20 protein-coding genes are annotated in these 19,873 nt (G+C 52.9%); 16 read left to right on the forward strand and 4 right to left on the reverse strand.

Annotated features, from left to right (window positions below):
- The first annotated feature begins 2 nt into the window (after nt 1-2).
- The 13 genes from B5G42_RS12370 to B5G42_RS12425 all read left to right on the forward strand — a co-directional run bounded on the left by B5G42_RS12370 (nt 3) and on the right by B5G42_RS12425 (nt 11,870).
- Nucleotides 3-716 (forward strand): V-type ATP synthase subunit D, encoded by a 714-nt coding sequence (locus B5G42_RS12370; protein ID WP_087270900.1) that lies wholly within the window; start codon nt 3-5, stop codon nt 714-716.
- 165 nt (nt 717-881) lie between these two features.
- Nucleotides 882-1,442, forward strand: coding sequence for a hypothetical protein (locus B5G42_RS17930; protein ID WP_140399852.1), 561 nt, complete (start codon nt 882-884; stop codon nt 1,440-1,442).
- Between the two features lie 275 nt (nt 1,443-1,717).
- Nucleotides 1,718-2,308, forward strand: a complete 591-nt coding sequence (locus B5G42_RS12375) for a recombinase family protein (RefSeq protein WP_087270903.1) — start codon at nt 1,718-1,720, stop codon at nt 2,306-2,308.
- A gap of 136 nt (nt 2,309-2,444) precedes the next feature.
- A complete protein-coding gene (locus B5G42_RS12380; protein ID WP_087270906.1) occupies nt 2,445-2,912 on the forward strand; it encodes a hypothetical protein in 468 nt (155 codons plus the stop codon).
- A gap of 63 nt (nt 2,913-2,975) precedes the next feature.
- Nucleotides 2,976-3,161, forward strand: coding sequence for a hypothetical protein (locus B5G42_RS12385; RefSeq protein WP_087187185.1), 186 nt, complete (start codon nt 2,976-2,978; stop codon nt 3,159-3,161).
- Nucleotides 3,162-4,332: 1,171 nt separating this feature from the next.
- Nucleotides 4,333-5,073, forward strand: a complete 741-nt coding sequence (locus B5G42_RS12390) for an SH3 domain-containing protein (RefSeq protein WP_087270909.1) — start codon at nt 4,333-4,335, stop codon at nt 5,071-5,073.
- 37 nt (nt 5,074-5,110) lie between these two features.
- On the forward strand, nt 5,111-6,475 hold the full coding sequence (locus B5G42_RS12395; RefSeq protein ID WP_087270912.1) for an S-layer homology domain-containing protein: 1,365 nt from the start codon (nt 5,111-5,113) through the stop codon (nt 6,473-6,475).
- Between the two features lie 169 nt (nt 6,476-6,644).
- Complete coding sequence (locus B5G42_RS12400) at nt 6,645-7,595, forward strand: S-layer homology domain-containing protein (RefSeq protein WP_087270915.1); 951 nt, start codon at nt 6,645-6,647, stop codon at nt 7,593-7,595.
- Nucleotides 7,596-7,815: 220 nt separating this feature from the next.
- Nucleotides 7,816-7,995, forward strand: a complete 180-nt coding sequence (locus B5G42_RS12405; protein ID WP_087270918.1) for a hypothetical protein — start codon at nt 7,816-7,818, stop codon at nt 7,993-7,995.
- Nucleotides 7,996-8,631: 636 nt separating this feature from the next.
- Nucleotides 8,632-9,282 (forward strand): hypothetical protein, encoded by a 651-nt coding sequence (locus tag B5G42_RS12410; RefSeq protein WP_087270922.1) that lies wholly within the window; start codon nt 8,632-8,634, stop codon nt 9,280-9,282.
- A 190-nt stretch (nt 9,283-9,472) separates the two neighbouring features.
- Nucleotides 9,473-9,673, forward strand: a complete 201-nt coding sequence (locus tag B5G42_RS12415) for a helix-turn-helix domain-containing protein (RefSeq protein ID WP_087270925.1) — start codon at nt 9,473-9,475, stop codon at nt 9,671-9,673.
- Between the two features lie 3 nt (nt 9,674-9,676).
- Nucleotides 9,677-10,585: a hypothetical protein gene (locus tag B5G42_RS12420; protein WP_140399853.1), complete on the forward strand. Its 909-nt coding sequence runs from the start codon at nt 9,677-9,679 to the stop codon at nt 10,583-10,585.
- A 67-nt stretch (nt 10,586-10,652) separates the two neighbouring features.
- Complete coding sequence (locus tag B5G42_RS12425) at nt 10,653-11,870, forward strand: tyrosine-type recombinase/integrase (RefSeq protein ID WP_087270931.1); 1,218 nt, start codon at nt 10,653-10,655, stop codon at nt 11,868-11,870.
- Between the two features lie 379 nt (nt 11,871-12,249).
- Here B5G42_RS12425 and B5G42_RS12430 read toward each other — a convergent pair whose 3' ends face one another.
- On the reverse strand, nt 12,250-13,926 hold the full coding sequence (locus tag B5G42_RS12430; protein ID WP_087270934.1) for a DAK2 domain-containing protein: 1,677 nt from the start codon (nt 13,924-13,926) through the stop codon (nt 12,250-12,252).
- 35 nt (nt 13,927-13,961) lie between these two features.
- Nucleotides 13,962-14,312 (reverse strand): Asp23/Gls24 family envelope stress response protein, encoded by a 351-nt coding sequence (locus B5G42_RS12435; protein WP_087189201.1) that lies wholly within the window; start codon nt 14,310-14,312, stop codon nt 13,962-13,964.
- 220 nt (nt 14,313-14,532) lie between these two features.
- Between B5G42_RS12435 and B5G42_RS12440 the strand changes: the two genes are divergently transcribed.
- Entirely contained in the window at nt 14,533-14,718 is a 186-nt protein-coding gene (locus B5G42_RS12440) for a hypothetical protein (RefSeq protein WP_087189202.1), read from the forward strand.
- Nucleotides 14,719-14,760: 42 nt separating this feature from the next.
- On the opposite strand, the gene B5G42_RS12445 is transcribed toward B5G42_RS12440, so the two are convergent.
- Entirely contained in the window at nt 14,761-15,873 is a 1,113-nt protein-coding gene (locus tag B5G42_RS12445; RefSeq protein WP_087270937.1) for a metallophosphoesterase, read from the reverse strand.
- A 15-nt stretch (nt 15,874-15,888) separates the two neighbouring features.
- Entirely contained in the window at nt 15,889-17,646 is a 1,758-nt protein-coding gene (locus tag B5G42_RS12450) for an ABC transporter ATP-binding protein (protein WP_087270940.1), read from the reverse strand.
- A 156-nt stretch (nt 17,647-17,802) separates the two neighbouring features.
- On the opposite strand from B5G42_RS12450, the gene B5G42_RS12455 reads away from it, so the two are divergent.
- Both B5G42_RS12455 and B5G42_RS12460 read left to right on the forward strand, forming a co-directional pair.
- Nucleotides 17,803-18,558 carry a helix-turn-helix domain-containing protein gene (locus B5G42_RS12455; protein ID WP_087270943.1) on the forward strand — a complete coding sequence of 252 codons (756 nt, stop codon included), beginning with the start codon at nt 17,803-17,805 and terminating at the stop codon, nt 18,556-18,558.
- Nucleotides 18,559-18,684: 126 nt separating this feature from the next.
- Entirely contained in the window at nt 18,685-19,617 is a 933-nt protein-coding gene (locus B5G42_RS12460; protein WP_087270947.1) for an AEC family transporter, read from the forward strand.
- The last annotated feature ends 256 nt before the right edge of the window (nt 19,618-19,873 follow it).

The following is a 19,873-nucleotide window of genomic DNA, read 5'->3' on the forward strand; positions in this document are numbered from 1 at the left end:
TCATGCCGGCCATTAACGTGAACCCTACCCGGCAGGAGCTGACCCGGCTGAAAACCCGGCTCAAGACCTCCATCCGGGGCCACAAGCTGCTGAAGGATAAGCGGGATGAGCTGATGAAGCAGTTCATGGACGTGGTGCGGGAGAACCGGGCCCTGCGGAAGAAGGTGGAGGAGGGGCTGATGAAAGCCCACGGCTCCTTCACCGTGGCCTCCGCCCTCATGTCCTCTGAGATGCTGGAGCAGTCCCTCCTGTACCCCAAGCAGAGCGTGGAGCTGGACATGACCTTCCAGAACATTATGAGCGTCAACGTGCCCGTCTACCAGTTCCGCACCAAGAGCGACGACGCCGGGGAGATCTGCCCCTACGGCTTCGCCGCCACCTCCGGCGAGCTGGACGGCGCGGTGGACGCCCTGTCCGGAGTGTTCCAGGATATGCTCAAGCTGGCCGAGATCGAAAAGACCTCCCAGCTGCTGGCGGAGGAGATCGAAAAGACCCGCCGCCGGGTCAATGCCCTGGAGTATGTGAAGATCCCCCAGATGGAAGAGGCCATCAAGTATATCTCCATGAAGCTGGACGAGAACGAGCGCTCCAACACCATCCGTCTGATGAAGGTGAAGGATATGCTGCTGAAGGAGGCCATCGAGGAGCGCAGAGAGGAAACCGCTAGAGCCGCAAGGACTTTCGGGTCTTCCGGTGAAGCGCCCCAAGAGGTATAAAGGGCGGTTTTACCGCAATTTTACCGTTTCTACGATGGGACGAAATGAAAAAAGCTGGTACTGTTTGGGATACCCCGAACAGTACCAGCTTTTTTATTAGCGTACTCAACCTTGACATAATTTCCTATATATTGTTAAAATGACGGAAAGGGAGGCGAGGGAATTTTGAATCGTGCTCATAAACTTGTTATAACAGACCCTAATATAATAGATAGCTGGTTTAAGAAATTGGCTCCTGCACATAGAAATCCGGGAGGAGCGCTATATGAGTTTAAGCTTAAAACAGTAATCAGCAACATCCCTAACATGCCGGCCACAACGATAGCGGCAATAAAAGATAGTGCCTTCTTGATATCAAAATTGGCATCTAATCGGGGAGAAAGCACAAATGAGTATTACCTTACTATTATTGATAAAAAATTTAGTTCACAAATAAATAGCCTCAGGTGGATACCAGAGCCATCAAATTCGGGGTATTGGAGAAATAATGCCAGAATGCCTGCCAACTATAAACTACATCAATATGTAGAAAATCTAAATAGTGTAATTGTTTCTACCGGGTATGATATACACCATGTGAATTTTTTTACGTTTGACAACAGAACTGATAATCTACGTGTATTGACTGATAGCGAACACGGAGCAATAGATGAAAGTTTTATCACCCCACGAGAGGAAATAAAAGACGATCAAGATATGATTGACTTTATCAAAACAGTAATATAACAGCAAAAGCAAAGAAGGTACTGACCCACGGGTAGTCAGTACCTTCTTTTTTATTAGCTGCTCATATTCAGGTGCTTCAAAACCAGAAGGGGAGAGTTTTTGAAACAACGCTTCAAAAGGGGTGTTCCAAAAGTTCCAAGTGAAGTTTTTGGGACGCTCTATCGCTCAATAAGGTTGCCCGCTCTGAAAGGTATGGCTTTTGGGATGGCGCTTTATGGGACAATTTTGGGGTTTTGCTTCATTTGCGAATCTAGTTATGAAGGAGCGACGGAAATATGAAAGTCGGATATGTGCGTATCTCAACACGGGAGCAGAACACGGCCCGTCAGGATGTGCTTATGGAGAAGTTAGGGGTTGAGCGTGTCTTTACGGACAAGTTAAGCGGCAAGGACACCCAGCGCCCAGAGTTACAGAAGATGATAGACTTTGTGCGTGAGGGGGATGTAGTAGTCGTGGAGAGCTTTTCCCGCTTTGCGAGAAATACCCGTGATCTGCTGGATTTGACAGCGGCATTGGAGGAAAAAGGGGTGCGCTTTGTCAGTCAAAAGGAGGACATTGACACAAAAGGCGCAACAGGGAAACTCATGCTGACCATCTTTGGCGCTTTGGCTCAGTTTGAGAGAGAAACGATCTTGGAGCGACAGGCTGAGGGGATTGCCATAGCCAAAGAGGAAGGGCGTATGAGTGGCAGACCTAAGAAAGCGGAAAGTACCTTTGAAGCGGTTTATTGGGAGTGGAAAGCCGGGAAGGTCAGCGCCGCCAAGGGAGCCAAAAAACTGAGGATTGCCCGGTCTACCTGGTATCGGAAAGTGAGGGAGTTGGAGAAAGAGGGCATAGACGGCGGTGCAGTCATTGAGCTGGGTTAACCCCTCCCATCTCACCAATCCATAGGTGTATATTCCGGCTATTTCGTCAGCAGTCAAGAGGGCTGTGTCAGCGTTATAGTTTAGTTGTGGTTGAGAGATAGAACTTGACCGATAACTAATTTAAGGAGTGTGTACTATGGATAAGAAGTTCATCATTAACCGGGTTGACCTGGGGCAGCGTGTGACGGGCTATGAGGTCTTTAATCCCGGTGTCAATGGCGGTGAGGTGCTGGGTATGACCGCCAAGCAGCTGAGTGAGGCGGTCAAGTCCAGTGAGGTGCTAGGGATGGTACTGGACGGTAGCGGAGCCTTGAAGCTGGACGAGGCCAAGGGGTTCCGGGCTATCATGGTCAAGACGGGCGTGGGGACTCTGACCAGTACCGACCCGGCAGCGGTGGCAAATCTGATGTACACGGTGTACCGACGGGACGGAGAGAACTACAAGGTAATTTCCTCCCGGTTTGGCCGTCAGACCTTCTGCGCCGACAAGATCAAGGCGCTGCTTGACCTGGGAGCTGTGAATGGTGTTGTGCTGGACGGTGACACCATTAAGTGTGCCTGGGAGTGGGAGGAAATGCCCCAGGGCAAGACAGTGAAAAAATAAGGAAACAGTAAGCGGGTCACCCGGTAAGGGTGGCCCGCTCAGTTTAAAAGGGAGGTGAAGCAGATGTGCCATATTGCAGAGCTGGTGATTGGGGGTTGTGTACTGATTGCCATGACCACCCTGGGAGTGGTGGCGATCCTGGGGGTTCTGGGAGTGCTGGAGAGGACTTTTGGAGTGCTGGGGGGTATGTGGTATGCAGAGGAGGAAAAGGGGGTGAAACAAGCCCCAGAGGGTGAGGAAAAGATGTAAGGGGTCCTTTGGAGCGGCAGGGCCAAGCAGTGTGCAAAAAATGGGGATACTCTGCTGCTCCCAGCATTTTTTAATAATATTGGGGGTGAGATGAATAAGGGCAAATAAGGGCAATTTCACTTCTGACTTGTGAAAAAAAGGTGATACAGTCACGGCTACATGGTCGAATAAATGCAGGAGACAGTGGGGCGGTTTCGACTTGATTACCAAATTTACCAAAAATTCGAGATAAACGAGACATTAGGTATCGTGTAGAACAGTGAACGCTAATTTTTAGCTTCATAGCAAGCAACGACTTTAATTAACGGCACACGATACACTGATTAGGTAAAGATGGAGCGCCGTAAGTGGGGCAGAAAGAAATCGACCTGTTTCGCCAAAAGGCAAAGACTTAATATTAGGGAGGTGAAACTAAGTATAATACGGTGAACGACTCTTAAGAAATGGTTGGGAGAGCGTAGATGGAACCGGTGAAGTCCTAAAATGCTGGTGAGAAATGTTGGGTTTGTCCGGTAAGACAACTAATTTTTCCTGCTCGTCAATAATAGAAGCAGAAATAGGCATGGATTTTTCAGATGGAATGACAGTTTCTCCAAAGAAAATAGGCATAAAGAGGGAACCTCAACATTTTCGGAAACGCAAAACATACTATATTTCCCCAGGACATCTTCGTTCAACAGCTGCTTGGATGAAAAATTTCCCTGCCTCAAAAAGTGCTTAATAGATATACACAATAGCACCTCATCGATGGTGGATATATGTATGGATCGACTTGAAGTATAAAAATGGACATTTACTTTTAAGATCGATTGCTCTACTTGCATTTTATATCCACATGGTTTAGAATGAGGTTACGAGGCAAAAAAATAGTGCGGCAGGGATAGAGGGCGGCAACCCTCTATCCCCTGTACAGGTGATTACGGCACCATGCACAACTGCGTCAGCAGTACCACATCCACAGTATAATGCAATCTTGTTGAATTAGCAAGGTGCGTTATACGAGTTGTGTAAAGCACATAGCGAGGAACTTTTGTGCATGCATGGGTATCTTTATACCTGTGTGCGCTCTTTTTGTCTCGGCGGCAGAAGCTCAAGGGGAGACAGGCTGGCTCTGTCCCCCTTGGGTGGAAGCTGTTGAGAGCTTAAGACAGATAGAAGGGAGTTTGGCAATATGAAAAGGGCAAGGATACTTATAGTTTCGCTTGCCGCTGCGTGTCTTCTGGTGTTGTCTGCTTGCGGCCCCCAGGAGATTCCGCAGGACAGCACCACAAGCACGGGCACATCAAGTATTTCTGGGAATACAAAAGAGGATTCCAGTAATAAGCCTGTCCAGCAGGATACAGTGGATAAAACTGAAACTACACCTGCTACCCCAGAGCAAACAATAGAAGATCTGAGTGATATACAAAAGGAACCAGTAGGAACCCCTGTCCCCACAGAACAGGAGCAACTTTTCGCCGATTGTAGCGAGACCATGTACGCAACCACTACAGTAAATGTACGAGATACATATAGCACCTCTGGTAACAAGTTAGGTAGTTTGGCAAAGGCCCAGGAGATTACAAGAACCGGTATTGGAATCGGGGATGCAGACGGTTGGAGCCGTGTTGTGTTCCAAGGGCAGGAGGCTTATGTCAGCAGTGACTATCTCAGTGCTACCAAGCCACAGGTCAGTAAGCCGAGTACACCTACAGGTGGTTCTTCTAGTGGTCAAACCAGCAAGCCTAGCACTGGCGGACAAATGAGAATACCAACTGAGGAAGAGTTGGATGCAATCAATGATGAAGGCAGGAAGGCGGTTGAAGCGGCAGGCCAAGGTTTGTCAGGACTTTTAAATGCAAACAATGGCGGAAATCCAGATGCTTTTAAAGACAACCAGTCCGTGGGCAACGCAGGTATCAATGTTAATTAAGAGATCATACTTAAGAGGATAAGGGGTACAATCAATTATGAATCGACTGAAAAAGATGATGTGCGGAATTCTGGTAGTCTGCATGATGTGCGGTTTGCTGGCAGGCTGTGGCTCGGATGGTGTTCCTGCTTCTGGATATGTAAATTTTAACACTTCCGGTAGTGGAGTGTTGAACCTTTACAGTTGGATGACCCAGGATGAGCTTGACTGGTACAAGGAGAACGATGTTAACACCTACGAAAGTAATTACGCAAACCGAATCAATGGTATTACAGCGGTAGGCAATGACGGAAAGACGTATGTCGCACTGGACGATGAGATGCAGTTCAGCAATGTACAGTCTATTCTCTATATCTTTGACCAACGAGATTTGGTTGAAAACATCTCTGCTGGAGTAATTACAGAAAACGGCCAGAACTATATGAATATTAGCCTTACGGTTAAGAGTCAACCTGAGTTTTATGCTATGATTGATAAGGAGTATGAGGCATCTGTTCCCCATCTTACTCCTGAGCAGCTGGCTGAGAAAACGGCCGAAGTCAATGCTTACAAGACTGTGACCAGCTTTGCTGAAATTGACTTTAATTTCCCTGGTGAAGTGACAGTTAGCGGCAACTCTAACATTGTGAAAAAGACTGGTACTAACACTGCCCATATTACCCTGGATCTTCAGGACAAGAAGGAGACCATTACCATTAAGGGCAGTTTGACTGATAACGGTAATGGTACGGTTACTCCTCCCGCTCAGGGCAGCCTGGATAACTTTAAGAAGGTCAACATCTACAACGGCCAGTTTACCGATGTTCCCGCCAATGCCTGGTACAAGAAGGACATGGCTACTGCCTATGAGCTTGGTCTGGTGTCTGGTACTTCTGCCAACTCCTTTAATCCCAATGGGCAGCTGAGCATTACGGAGGCAATGGTGCTTGCGGCTCGTGTTCGTTCCATTTATAACGGTGACAACCATGACTTTACCGCTAAGGCGGGCGAATACTGGTTTAATCCCTATTTTGATTATGTATTTGAGCAGGGTATCATCAATGAGGGCACCTTCCATCTGCTGAATGGTGGCTTTACCAATATGAGTTCTGGAACGCCTGATTATGGCCCCATTACCCGTTCTAGTATGGCTTATCTGTTTGCCAGCGCACTGCCCGATACTTGCTATCCTGCCATCAAGAACGTGACTAACATTCCCTATGACAAGACGGATGGAAAGCCTGGCTATGCAACCTGGTGTTTGCCCATTGAGGAATGTGATTCCGCAATCCGTAAGCTGTACAATGCAGGTATTCTTAACGGTGAGGACAGCAAGGGAACCATGAGTGTTTATAAGTATATTACCCGGGCGGAGGTTGTTACCATTCTCTCCCGTGTAGTAGACATTGACTCCCGTAAGTAACACCATTTCCTTGAGACTCCTGACAGTTTGCAGAACTGTTTGTCGGGGAAAAGACGGGAAGTCTCCTGTGAAATGGTTGTGCCCTTTGGAGATAGCCCGGAAAGAAAGGTGGCAAGACAAGGAAGTCAGGCACAACCACAATTTTAAAGATAGAAAGGGAACATGGATTATGAAAAGAATTGTTGCTCTGTTTTCGGCTGTGGTTCTGTGCATGGGACTGGCTGTCCCGGCAATGGCAGCCGGTGGATATGGCCCCTATTCAGTAAAGGATAGCGCCGGAAAGGATTGGTCTTTTACCTCTGCCAAGGTGGAGGAGCGTACCATTACGCTGGACTGGTTTGGCGAGACCATGGAAGAAAAGGCTTCCGTTATCGTAGTGGAGCCTGGCAGCAGCATTACTTACTCCGAAGGCTATGGTACCTATATGGAGTACATCAAGAACGGTGATCGTTATGCTCCTGTGGAGGCCACTGTGGGAGAGATCAGTGAGACAGTAACTACCAATGAGCTGTTCCGGGACAACATTGGCATGATCAGCTTCTCCACGGGCACGAACTTTACCGAGGTTTATGTGGTCTTGGGGGACGGCTCCAGCCAGCCTCAGCCTGACAACGGCTTTTCCGATGTTGCCGCCAATGCCTGGTATGCTGAGCCTGTCAAGTGGGCAGTAGAGAAGGGAATTACCAGCGGTACCAGCGCCAATACATTTTCTCCTGATATGACCTGCACCACTGCTCAGATTTTGACCTTCCTGTGGCGTGCCAATGGGTCTCCCGCCCCCACGATCAACAACCCCTTTACCAATGTGGCAAATGACGCTTACTATGCAAGTGCCGCCGTGTGGGCCTATGAGAAGGGGCTGGTTTCCGGTTCTTCTTTTGAAGGCGATACCCCCTGCACTCGCAGCGCCACTGTGACCTATCTGTGGAAGCTGGCGGAAAAGCCTGTTGTAGCAGCTGCTGATTTCACCGATGTAGCCACTGACGCAGAATATGCTCAGGCAGTGGCTTGGGCGGTGCAGCAGGGAATTACCGCTGGTACCAGCGCAACTACTTTTAGCCCTGATGTGACCTGTACCCGTGGTCAGATCGTCACCTTCCTGTATCGTGATATGGCATAATGAATAAGAGTGACCGCCCCACCTAAAGGCAGGTGTGGGCGGTCATTTTTATAGGCGCTGTGTTTAGTTTGGTACGGTAGACTCTGAGCAAGTAGCGTGAGGGGCGGTAATTCGTCCGATTACAAAGCATATATGTACAGCTTTGCAAATTAAGTGTATATCCTTGTCAAATACTCCATTTACAGATGGAGTATATTTTTTTAGAGAGGTGGTGAGTAATATGTTGAATGGCCTATATATTGGACAAAAAGGACAGTACTATGCTATCTTCACGCCCCAGGGAATACAGATCGGTCTTCTGTTCTTGGGACAGGATGGCCAGTACGCCAAGGATGTGGCGGCTCTTGGCCCGATTACCAAGGCACTGGCAAAGCGTTGGGGCGTAAATCCAAAGGACTAAAGACACCCGACCAGGGGAGCGGCTTATCATGCTGCTCCCCTACTTTTTATACTTTTTCAAGCACTTTTTTTCATGCGCGAGTTAGGCTAGTTGTAATGATGTATTTGACCTATTTTATAAATTTGCTGTTTTAGTTGCTGGAAGAACAAGAACGGGCAGAGAGCTAGTTGAGATCGAGAAAGATACACGAACTATTAAATACGCAGATGGATTGGTGGTTTATCTAGGATGTTTCAATAAAAAATGACACAGGAGATGATACAGACAACGATAAATCTTATTGTTTGAAGGTTTTTGTAAGAAAAATATCTAGGTCAAGATGAAAAAGAGGGAGTAGAGGATTTTCCTTTGAGAGAGTAGGTAAAATGGGTGGATTTTTAAAATAGAAAAATTGAGTCGGGGGAGTTAGAAAAAATAGGACTCTTGCATGAAATAGGCTAGTTGAGAATGTGGGCGGGAAATGTTCCAAATGTTCCAAGTGCCTGAAATGACACAGATTGCAGCGTTGGGTGTAATGCGTTTGTCATTCAAGATATTTTGAATGTTTATGTTGTAATTACATTTTGATTGTCAGATTATCTAAAACCATTTATACTCAACTCAGTGTACACTTATCCAAATACTGAGGTGGGTTAAATGGCAGTCAATAATGTATTGGATTTTGCAGAAAATCGAAATCGTTTTATTATCTTTTATATCTTGAAGGAACTATGGAAACAGCATAAGTATAGTATGGACGAATTATATAGGACGGTGGGAATCAGCCGAACCTGCTATACCAAAATACTGAGCATGAATGATGTTGATTTGAGCGGCACAGTAGAAAGACTGGAGACAATTACAGATGTAAGTCAATATTATTGGAGCGGTTACAAAGAGTATAAGATTACATTGCATAGTTGGGAAGTAGGAGAGCAGGGTAAGATTTGGCGAGAGTTTATTGACCTTCGCAGCCAACGAAAACCGTTAGGGGAGAAGGATGAACAGTTAAAAGATATTGAGCAGCTAATAAAAAAGAAAATTTATCATGCGGCGCAAGATACAATACTTCAGGACGAATCTGAACCATTCAAGAGGCTTGTTTATTTTACAACCTATAAACAAAAACGGTCAGAAAAGACAGCGGATGAACTAATTGAAAATGCCAGAAAGGCACTTAGGGATATTAAATATAGAACATTGGAAAACGCTTCTGCTGAAACTTTAAAGTTATACCGTCAGGAAGTAGGTGCTCATTATAGACGTATCGAGGCATTTATTACACTGAAAGACTGGAAGCAGATATGAAATAAAAAATATTTGCTTTTGTAAATCAAAGAGAATCAAACAAGTGCAAAAAAATGCTTTTTAGGTTGAAGTAAAAAAGCAAATAGGTACAAGAAAGATAATAAGGTATAGAAGATCAGGAGCAACTTCGGGTGTGAAGTTGCTCCTGTTTTCTATGTTATTCTGTCACCAAAGTTAGGAGGTGATAAAAATGATAGCGGAACGCAATATAAAAATTGAAGAATTGCCCTTGGTGTTGACACCAACTGATATAGCAGCCGTGTTGAACATATCCCGGAACACGGCCTATGAGGTTATACATAGTGCGGGCTTTCCACTCTTTCGAGTGGGTAAGCAATACCGGGTCAGCCGGGAAAGATTTCTAAAGTGGCTAGATGAACAGGCGGCGTAACAAATGGAGGTATATGAAATGAAAGGTTCAATGATGCTGACGAAAGAAAATATTCAGGAGCTTATTCCGGAAGAGGAGCAACTTAAAGAGCTGGAGACCGACTTTAAGAGCGCAACGGTGAGGACTTGTGTTCAGGATTTGCAGACGCTCATTCCCAATGATGAACTTGCGGAGCAAGCTAACGGGGAGGATTGTGAGGAAGAAAGTGAAATCCCCGAAGAATTTTTTAAGGCAACCGATGGCATGGCATTCATTGAGAATGTCTTGGACGATCGACTGATAGCGAGCGTACATGTGGACGAAAAAGGACAACGAACCTTTGAGGTCTGCCAAAGATATTGTGACGGGACGATTTCAGGAAAAATGAGAATACGACAGGCAGACCTGTACAGGCTTGCTATGGCAAATTTCAAAGTGGAGAGTATCCAATCTTCGCAAGAGAGACAGCGAACGAGGAAGTTTTTATCCCAATTCGCAGATGAATATCTCGGGAAGATGGAAAAAGACGAGATTATCTACCCGATGGAAATTTTGCAAGCAGTATTTGCGGTGCGGGAAAAACTTCCTGTGCACCGTGAGGAGCCGGAGTTGCCAGCGCAGCACCTGTATAGGCAAGTTATGGAAATTTTTGAAGATCAAATGAGCGGGCATAGTGATCTTAAAATGTTTAAGCGCAAAGCGTACTATGTCCTGTTTAGAGATACGATGGAAGATCTGGCGCGATATATGAATATACCCATGATAAAATTAGTGCATAAACTAGCAGAATACAACCTGCTTTATGTGCAGTCATCAGGTAATGGCTATCAGTCGAAGATTCGTATAGATGATGAGACAACGGAATGGGCCTACTGCCTATATGACCTAAAATATTTGAGCCAGGCGAAAAAGAATAGCGAGAATCGTAAGTAAGAAAGAACTTGACAGTGTGGGGGGATGGCGTTATCATCCCCCCACAAAATTTAAGGAGGGACGAACCATGCCCAAAAGGAGAGCCAACGGAGAAGGCAGCATTAGAAAGCGCAAGGACGGCAAGTGGTTGGTAACTTTTCCCACAGGGCTTTACAAGGAGAATGGGAAGCGTGATCTAATTTATAAATATTGTGCCACCCAGGCAGAAGCGGTGGAGGCGCTGCGGCAGTTGCAAAGTGAGAAGGCAATGGGGGTATGTCATTCCAAGGCGGCGGTTAAAACCGGTGAGTGGATCAATACCTGGATTGAGAAGCATAAGGCCCCAAAGCTGGCACCGTCTACGTTGACCAGTTACCGCAACAACTTCCGTGTGCACATTAAGCCGTATGTGGGAGAGGTGGCACTGAAAGAACTGACCACCTACCACATCCAGAAAATGCTGGATAGCATGGGTGGAAGTTTTTCGCTCTTTGTAAAGGTCTACAATGTTATTCATGGAGCGTTGGAGAAAGCGGTGGAGCTGGGGATGATACCCCGGAATCCTTGTAAGGGTGTGGCGTATCCGAAGGATGATAGAAAAGATGTGTGGGCACTAACCAAGGAGGAGCAGCAGAGGCTGATTGCGGCTCTAGATGGTGAATACTATCGGGTGATGCTGCTGACTTACCTCTATACGGGTATGCGTGCTGGGGAGTGTATTCCGCTTCAATGGAAGGATGTTGACTTGAATAAGCGTACAATTCGGGTCAATAAGAAGGCTATCTTGAACCATGACTACGCAACCCACAGCGGCAAGCAAGAGATACAAGACTTCTGCAAAACCGAATCGAGCAAGCGAACGATAGTCATCACGGCGGGATTGGTTGCTATTTTAGCGGAGCATAAGGAAGAAATGAAAAAGCGTGCGGCGGCGCTGGGGCTGGAATGGTCGGAGGAAAGTCTTGTATTCTGGAACACCCGAAACAAAATTGTCCAGTATGGCAATTTGAAAGAGAGCCTGAACAAGATTTACCGAAAGGCAGGCATTGAGGGTGCGACTATGCACACACTTCGCCACACCTACGCCACCCGCTGTTTTGAAGCTGGCGTCGATATTAAAGCAATTTCTGAGCAACTGGGTCACGCTAATGTCAAGACCACCTATAATATCTATGTCCACCTCTTGGAAGATACCAAAGTGAAGGAGATTGATAAGCTGTCTGAGATTGATAAGTTTATTGCGTCGGAAGATGCAACAGAGAGCGCCGTTGTCATTCCGTTCCCGGAGAGTGGAAAAGCAGTTTAATAGATGGAGGCCTGGTAGCTGTGGGAGCGGCTACCGGGCTTTTACCGTATTTTTACCGCTTCTAGGTTGGGAGTAGGTGGTGGACCTTGGGATTGGATGGGAGGGTGGGGGAGAGAAAACCTTGATAAATGGGGCTGTTTGGGATAGATTAGCACTCGCTAAACCGCTGGCTCCATATAGGTGAAGGATATGCTCCTCAAGGAAGCCATCGAGGAACGCCAGGAGGCCGACGCCCGCGCGGTGGAAGCCTTTGGCGGAAAACAGGAAGAGGTATAACGATCATAAAAAAGACGGTCCCCACCGGGACCGTCTTTTTTCGTGGCATAAGCGCAAAAAACCGGGGCGGCCCACACTGGGCCGCCCCGGTCTGTATACCGGCTTATTCGGCGGAAATCATATAGTAGTAGACAGGCTGACCGCCGGAGAGCAGGGTGATCTCGGCGTTGGGGCAGCACTCGGTGAAGAGCGCCAGAGCCTTCTGGGCGTCGTCCTCGGACACATCCTCGCCGTAGAAGATGTTGATAAACTCGGCGGACTGCTGGGCGTCAGCCTCGGCCAGACGGCGCAGCAGGGTGTCCAGATTCTGGTCGGTGCCGAAGAGCTGGTGCTCGGTGAGGGCCAGGTAGTCCCCCTGCTTGATGGCGAAGCCGTCAAAGTCGGAGTCCCGGGCGGCGTAGGTGATCTCGGAGGTGTGGACGTTGCCGATGGCCTCGGTCATGGCGGCCACATTGTCCTCCTGGGAGGCGTCCAGATCCATGACCATCAGAGCGGAGATGCCCTGGGGTACGGTCTTGGTGGGGAGAACCACCACCTGCTTGCCCTCCGCCAGGGGGATGCACTGCTGAGCGGCCATGATGATGTTGCCGTTGTTGGGCAGCACAAAGACGATCTCCGCCGGAGTGGCGTCAATCACCTTCATAATGTCGTCGGTGGAGGGGTTCATGGTCTGACCGCCGCTGATCACGCCGTCAGCGCCCAGATCCTTGAACACAGCGGCCAGGCCGTCGCCCGCGGCCACGGCTACCACGCCGTACTTCTTCTCGGGGGCCGCGATCTTCCGGCCGCCCTCGTGGTGGTCGTGGTCGTCCTCCTCCAGATCGTCGGTGCTCTGGATGTGGCGTCCGGCGGCCAGATCCTCGGCCTGGGTGCGCATATTCTCAATCTTGGCCAGCTCCAGGGTGCCGTACTTCTGGGCCTCGGTGAGGGCGGCGCCGGGGATGTCGGTGTGGACGTGGACCTTGAAGCAGTCGTCGTCCTCGCCGATGACCAGGCTGTCGCCGATGCTGTTCAGGTAGGCCTCGAAGGAGGTCAGCTCCTTGTTGGTGGTCTTGCGGACGATGAACACCGTATCGAAGGTGAAGGTGATCTCCTCGGCGGCGATGGCGGCATAGTCGGTCTTGGTCTCCGTCTTGCTCTCCTCGCCTCCCTCCGGCAGGGGCAGGCCCCGCAGGGAGTCCAGCATACCCTGGAGGATCACCAGGAAGCCCTTGCCGCCGGCGTCCACCACACCCGCCTTCTTGAGGACGGGGTTCATCTCGGTGGTGTGCTCCAGGGCCACCTGGCCCTCGGCAATGGCGGCCTCCAGCACGGCCTCGGGGTCGTCCGGGGTCTTGCGGGCGGCGTCGGCAGCCCGGGCGGCGGCCAGACGGGACACGGTGAGGATGGTGCCCTCGGCGGGCTTCATAACGGCCTTGTAGGCGGCGGCCACGCCGAAGTCCAGGGCAATGGCCAGATCCCGACCGTCGATGGTCTCCTTGTCCTTCACGGCCTTGGAGAAGCCCCGGAAGAGCAGGGACAGGATGACGCCCGAGTTGCCGCGGGCGCCCCGCAGCAGGGCGGAGGCGTTGGTAGCGGCGGCCTCCCCCACGGTACGGGGTTGTTTTTTCTTCAGCTCAGCGGCGGCGGTGGAGATGGTCAGACCCATATTGGTACCGGTGTCGCCGTCAGGCACGGGGAATACGTTCAGCTCGTTGATCTGCTGTTTTTGAAGATTGATGGAGGCTGCCGCGTGGATGATAGCCTGGGCAAAGGACGCTCCGTCAATGCGCTCTCTCATGTCTGTGTTCCTTCCTTTCAATGGGCGGACCGGCCTCAGCCGATGACCATGGAATCGATGCACACGTCCACGTTGCGCACTTCGGCGCCGGTGGTACGCTGCACGATATAGCGGACCTCGCTCATAATGGAGCGGCTGACCGCCATCAGATTCACGCCGTTGTCCACGATGATATGCAGTTCGATGGAGACGGTGGAATCCTCATTGTAAGTGACTTTAACGCCCTTACCCATAGACTCCCGGCGCAGCAGGTGGACCAGGCCGTCCGCCTTGGAGCGGACCGCCATACCCTTCACGCCGTAGCAGTTGGTAGCGGCGGCGCCGGTGATGTTGGTAAACACTTCGCTGCTGATGGTGATCTCGCCCTGTTCGGTTTGCAGCTTCATGATCTGATCCCTTCCTTTCATGGGGTGTCTGCATGGCATCCCCGTCAAAGCGGGGGAAAAGGTTCTATTGTTTGTCTTTTTATTGTATTCTATTTCACCACAAAATACAAGGGAAAAAAGTTTCTTCAAAGTGGGAATGTACACTTGTAATTTCCCACAAAAACGTGTACACTGTTCTCATCAGCACATTGCGTTCAACACAAAGGAGGCTGTTTGGATCATGAAAAAGTTTTTCTGCGGTATTGTGAAGTTTTTGGCCGTGCTGGCAGTGCTGGGCGCGGTGGTCTATGCTGTGGTGGCCTACTGGGACAAGCTCATGGAGCTGGTCTGCAAGGTGAAGGGCCTCATCTCCGGCAAGTGCGACGACTGCATGGAGGACGTGGAGTTCGCCGACTGGGAAGAGTAAGAAACTTGAAAAAGGGCCGCTGCCATGGGCAGCGGCCTTTTTTTATGTTTGAGGCGGGCGGCACAGCCGTCCGAAGTACCAGCCGGTGACGCCGTTTTTCTTCACCAGGGCCCGGTCGGCCAGCCGCCGGACGATGGACAGGATGTCCCCCGGCTCCACCGCCGGGCGGTAGTCGGTGGATTCCTTACACAACGTCTCCTCGCCGGAGCGGTAGAGGTAATCGGTGAGCACATCCACCTCCCGGCCGCTCTCCAGATGGCGGCAGCGGCACAGAGCTCCGCCCCGCAGCAGCACCTCCACCTGACTGTGGCCCCAGCGCACATTCACCGACTGGGGCGTCTCCTCCTGTTTGTCCAGGGCCATGGCGGTGGGCAGACCGTCGCAGGAAAACCAGGTGAACCCCTCCCCCGGCTGCTGGGGGAGCACCAGGGCGTTGAGCTGGGCGTCCCGCTGAAGGGCGCAGCCGCCGTCGATGGATACGATGTGCTGTTTCTCCGATACCAGGGGGTACGTGGTGGGGATGTGGGGATGGTAGAGGGTCACCGGGGTGTGTCCCACAATGCACCACCGGCGGAAGCAGATGCCCCGGTCCAGGAAACTGTCGTTTTTCATGCAGTCCCAGGCGGTCATGTCCTCCAGATGGTCCTCATCCCATACCCCGCCGTGGACAAACAGATAGTCGGGGGTGAGCAGGATCTCAGGCAAGGCCCGCAGGAAGGCCAGCTCCGGGCCGAAGTGGTTCAGGATCACCTGCCGCAAGGCGGGCAGATCCTCCGGGGAACGGGTCTCAAAGCCTGCCTCCTGACCCATCTGGAGCAGGGTGCAGCGGTTGCGCCACACGTTGAGGTAGTGGTGGAAAAATTCCGGCCGCACCTGGGGAGAGTCCACAAATTCCGTCACCAGATCGTCGCAGTTGCCCCGGACGCAGTATACCGTCCGGCGGGTGGACAGGTCCATGACGTAGCGCAGCACCGCCAGGCTGTCCTGGCCCTTTTCCACCAGATCCCCCAGCAGCACCAGAATGTCGTCAGGGCCGTAGCCCGCCTTGTCCAGCAGGCCCTGGAACAGGGGCAGGCTGCCGTGGATGTCGCTGACCACCAGCACCCGCCGCCCGGCGGGGAATTCCAGCCGCTGTATCCGTGCTTTGCGCGCCATACCGGCCACCTCGCTTTATACGGAAACTGATTTCTGAGCCTGATACAACCGGGCGTATTCGCCGCCCTTGGCCATCAGCTCCTCATGGGTGCCCTCCTCGGCGATGCCGCAGCCGTCGATGACCACAATGCGTCCGGCGGAGCGGATGGTGGACAGCCGGTGGGCGATGATGAGGGTGGTACGGCCCTGGGCCAGGGCGTCAAAGGCGGACTGGATGCGGGCCTCGGTGACGGTGTCCAGGGCGGAGGTGGCCTCGTCCAGAATGAGGATGGGCGGGTTTTTCAGGAAGATGCGGGCGATGGACACCCGCTGCTTCTGGCCGCCGGAGAGCATGACGCCCCGCTCACCCACCTGGGTCTGGAAGCCGTCGGGCATCTCCAGAATGTCGTCGTAGATCTCGGCCTTCTTGGCGGCCTCAATGATCTCCGCCTCGGTGGCGTCGGGCCGGCCGTAGCGGATGTTGTCGTAGATGGTGCCGGCGAAGAGGAACACGTCCTGCTGGACAATACCGATGTGTTCCCGCAGGTCGTGCTGCTTCAGTTCCCGCACATCCTGGCCGTCCACCAGCACCCGACCGCCGGTGACGTCGTAGAACCGGGGGATGAGCTGGCACAGGGTGGACTTGCCGCCGCCGGAGGGACCCACCACCGCCACCGTCTCGCCGGGGCGGACGTGAAGGGTAATGTGCTCCAGCACCGGCTCGGGGGAGGACTCGTACCGGAAGGTCACGTCGTCCACCAGAATGTCGCCCTTCACGTCGGTGAGGGTGCGGGCGTCGGGGGCGTCCTGGATGTCGGGCTCCACCCGCATCAGCTCGGTAAACCGCTTGAAGCCAGCCATGCCCTGCATGAACTGCTCCACAAAGGCGGACAGTTTGCGGATGGGGGTAATGAAGGTGGTGACGTACAGGGCGAAGGTGGTGAGATCGATGAAGTCCATCTCACCCTTCATAATAAGGAAGCCGCCGAAGGCGATGACCACCACGGACAGGATGCCCATGAAGAACTCCATGCCCGACTGGTAGAAGGCCATGGTTTTATAGTAGCCCCGCTTGGCGCCGCGGAACTGGTCGTTGGCGGCGTTGAACTTGGCGCTCTCGGCGTCCTCGTTGGCGAAGGCCTTGGCGGTGCGCATACCGGAGATGGAGGACTCCACCTCGCCGTTGATGCCGGCCAGCTTGGCCTTGACCTCGATGGAGGCCTTCATCATCTTTTTCCGGGTAAGAGCGGTAAAGAGGATGAAGATAGGGATGACGGCGAACACCATCAGGGCCAGCTGCCACTGGATGGTGAGCATGATGAAGAAGGCGCCCAGAATGGTGACCGAGGAGATGAACAGGTCCTCCGGGCCGTGGTGGGCCAGCTCGGTGATCTCAAAGAGGTCGCCGGTGACCCGGCTCATCAGCTGGCCGGTGCGGTTCTTGTCGTAGAAGGAGAAGGACAGATCCTGCATATGGGAGAACAGGTCCCGGCGGATGTCGGCCTCCATCCGCACGCCCAGCAGGTGGCCCCAGTAGGTGACGATGAAGTAGAATACACCCTTGAGCACATAGGCCAGGGCCAGAGCCGCCATCACGGCGAAGAAGGTGGCGAAGAGCTGGTTGGGCAGCAGGGTCTGCATGGACCAGCGGGACACCATGGGGAAGAGCAGGTCCACGATGCAGATCAGCAGGGCGCACACCATATCCAGCAGGAACAGCTTCCAGTGGGGCTTGTAATAGGAGGCAAAAATCCGCAGATAGCCCCGGTTTTTAAAGTCTTTTTGGTTGGTCATGACGGTCTCCTCTCAAAAATCCGTTACTTTACAGTATAGCCCGCTGCCGCTGGCTTTGTCAACCGATGGAGGGGGCGAAACCCGGTCCTGCCGGGGGCTCTACCACTGTTCGGTTGCCAAAATTCAGAGTCTGCGCTATGCTGGAGGGGCGAGGTGATGGACGTGTACGACATGGACAAGGCGGCCTTCGGGGCCTTTGTGGCCGGGCTGCGGAAGGAGAAGGGATGGACCCAGCGGGAGCTGGCGGAGCAGCTCCACATCACCGACAAGGCGGTGAGCAAGTGGGAGACGGGGGCCAGCATCCCGGACACCGCCCTGCTTATCCCCCTGTCGGAGCTGCTGGGTGTGACGGTGACCGAGCTGCTGCTCTGCGAGCGGCAGGAGCAGCCCCTGGAGCCGGAGGCGGTGGAGGACGTGGTGAAAACCGCCATCCGCTGCGCTGGCGGCAGACCCAAGCGGGCCTGGCAGGAGAGGAGCCTGTGGCCCCTGTGGTATATACTCTCCCTGCTGGCGGGAGGCCTGGGCCTGTGGGCCAACTGGGCGTGGACCGGTGTGCCCGAGGCCCTGTGGACCCCGGTGGTGCTGGGGGCCATCTTCGGGGTCTGGTTCTGCTTTTTTACCCGGCTCACCCTGCCGGAGGTCTATGACCGGTACCCCCTGGGCATGGTGCGGGACGGGCCGCTGCGCATGAATGTGCCGGGCCTGAACTTCAATAACCGCAACTGGCCCCACATCGTCGCGGTGGGCCGGGCGTGGTCCTGTGCAATTATGGCGGGTATGCCCCTGCTGTCCCTGGCGCTGGGGCTGATCTGCCCCGGCCTGTGGCAGGTGGCCCAGCTGGGCATCATCCTGGCGCTTACTCTGGGCGGACTGTTCCTCCCCCTCTATGTGGTGGGCAAAAAGTATCAATGATCCCGGCAGCCGGCGCCCAGACGCGCCGGCTGCTTCATTTTGTGCGGAAAAGGCCCCTTCCCTTGCCTCTGCTGCCGTTTAATGATACAATAAACTGTATTTTATGGGGGAACGGGGGAAACGGAAATGCTGGAGTATCTGCTGATGGTGTCCTCCCAGGTGGGGACCATGTTTCTGATGATGGCGGCGGGTTTTGCCCTGGCCAAGCGGAGGCTGCTGACCCAGGCGGCCATACCGCAGATGACCAATCTGCTGCTCACCGTGGTGCTCCCCTGTATGCTGGTAGACTCCATGCAGATCGAGCGGACCCCTGCCCTGCTGGGGTCCATGGGATACACCTCCCTGCTGGCGGCGGGGCTGTATGTGCTCTACTGCCTGCTGTCCATCCCCCTGTTCCGGCGGCAGAACTCCGCCACCGGCAAGGCCCTGCGCTTCGGCACCCTCTACGGCAACGTGGGCTTTATGGGCCTGCCCCTGATCCAGCTGGTGCTGGGCGAGCAGGCCATGGTCTACGGCGTCATCAACCTGATCGTATTCAACCTGTTCAACTGGAGCCAGGGCGTGGTGCTCATGGGAGGGCGCAGGCAGGTCTCCCTGAAACAGGCCGTCCTCAATCCGGGGATTCTGGGTACTGTGGTGGCCCTGGTGCTCTTCCTGTGCGGGATCACCCTGCCCTCCATGGTGGGCAGCGCCGTCAGCTTTCTGGGCAGTATGAACACCCCTCTGGCCATGGTCATCATCGGGGCCCAGATGGCCAGCGCCGACTGGCGCTCGGTGTTCCGCAGTCCGGCCATCCTTCTGGCCTGCGGCCTCAAGCTGGTGGCCATGCCCCTGCTCACCGCCCTGATCCTCTACCCCCTCCACCCGGAGCCCGATCTGTACTGCACTCTGGTGCTGCTGGCCGGAGTGCCCACCGCCAGCATTACCGCCATGTTTGCCCAGCGGTACGGCCAGGACGTGTCCACCAGCGCCCAGCTGGTCACCGTCAGCACCCTTTTGTCCATTCTCACCCTGCCCTGCTGCGGGGTGCTGGCCGCCCTGCTCAGCGGCGCGGCCTGAGGGCCGGAATGGTCACAAATGTTTACAGAATGCGTTTTTCCATTTACGGCACAGGGGTGCGGGTGTTAAAATGTCTAAATCATCTCATGCGCCGGGCGGCCTGCCGCCCACAGTACAATGGAGGTTACCATGAAAAAACAGACCATTCTGACCGGGGCTGCCGCCCTGGCTCTGGCCCTTTTTTTGACCGCCTGCGGCGGACAGGCTCCGGAGGTCACCCCCTCCCCCACGGTTGAGCCCACCCCCACGGCTACCC

It is taken from the genome of Flavonifractor sp. An91, assembly GCF_002159225.1.
Classification (GTDB): Bacteria; Bacillota; Clostridia; order Oscillospirales; family Oscillospiraceae; genus Flavonifractor; species Flavonifractor avicola.

Excerpts from the sequence above, each read along its gene's own strand:
- B5G42_RS12370 (WP_087270900.1), top strand. The coding sequence starts at position 3 with ATGCCGGCCATTAACGTGAACCCTACCCGGCAGGAGCTGACCCGGCTG.
- B5G42_RS12375 (WP_087270903.1), top strand. The coding sequence starts at position 1,718 with ATGAAAGTCGGATATGTGCGTATCTCAACACGGGAGCAGAACACGGCC.
- B5G42_RS12380 (WP_087270906.1), top strand. The coding sequence starts at position 2,445 with ATGGATAAGAAGTTCATCATTAACCGGGTTGACCTGGGGCAGCGTGTG.
- B5G42_RS12385 (WP_087187185.1), top strand. The coding sequence starts at position 2,976 with ATGTGCCATATTGCAGAGCTGGTGATTGGGGGTTGTGTACTGATTGCC.
- B5G42_RS12390 (WP_087270909.1), top strand. The coding sequence starts at position 4,333 with ATGAAAAGGGCAAGGATACTTATAGTTTCGCTTGCCGCTGCGTGTCTT.
- B5G42_RS12395 (WP_087270912.1), top strand. The coding sequence starts at position 5,111 with ATGAATCGACTGAAAAAGATGATGTGCGGAATTCTGGTAGTCTGCATG.
- B5G42_RS12400 (WP_087270915.1), top strand. The coding sequence starts at position 6,645 with ATGAAAAGAATTGTTGCTCTGTTTTCGGCTGTGGTTCTGTGCATGGGA.
- B5G42_RS12405 (WP_087270918.1), top strand. The coding sequence starts at position 7,816 with ATGTTGAATGGCCTATATATTGGACAAAAAGGACAGTACTATGCTATC.
- B5G42_RS12410 (WP_087270922.1), top strand. The coding sequence starts at position 8,632 with ATGGCAGTCAATAATGTATTGGATTTTGCAGAAAATCGAAATCGTTTT.
- B5G42_RS12415 (WP_087270925.1), top strand. The coding sequence starts at position 9,473 with ATGATAGCGGAACGCAATATAAAAATTGAAGAATTGCCCTTGGTGTTG.
- B5G42_RS12420 (WP_140399853.1), top strand. The coding sequence starts at position 9,677 with ATGGAGGTATATGAAATGAAAGGTTCAATGATGCTGACGAAAGAAAAT.
- B5G42_RS12425 (WP_087270931.1), top strand. The coding sequence starts at position 10,653 with ATGCCCAAAAGGAGAGCCAACGGAGAAGGCAGCATTAGAAAGCGCAAG.
- B5G42_RS12430 (WP_087270934.1), bottom strand. The coding sequence starts at position 13,926 with ATGAGAGAGCGCATTGACGGAGCGTCCTTTGCCCAGGCTATCATCCAC.
- B5G42_RS12435 (WP_087189201.1), bottom strand. The coding sequence starts at position 14,312 with ATGAAGCTGCAAACCGAACAGGGCGAGATCACCATCAGCAGCGAAGTG.
- B5G42_RS12440 (WP_087189202.1), top strand. The coding sequence starts at position 14,533 with ATGAAAAAGTTTTTCTGCGGTATTGTGAAGTTTTTGGCCGTGCTGGCA.
- B5G42_RS12445 (WP_087270937.1), bottom strand. The coding sequence starts at position 15,873 with ATGGCGCGCAAAGCACGGATACAGCGGCTGGAATTCCCCGCCGGGCGG.
- B5G42_RS12450 (WP_087270940.1), bottom strand. The coding sequence starts at position 17,646 with ATGACCAACCAAAAAGACTTTAAAAACCGGGGCTATCTGCGGATTTTT.
- B5G42_RS12455 (WP_087270943.1), top strand. The coding sequence starts at position 17,803 with ATGGACGTGTACGACATGGACAAGGCGGCCTTCGGGGCCTTTGTGGCC.
- B5G42_RS12460 (WP_087270947.1), top strand. The coding sequence starts at position 18,685 with ATGCTGGAGTATCTGCTGATGGTGTCCTCCCAGGTGGGGACCATGTTT.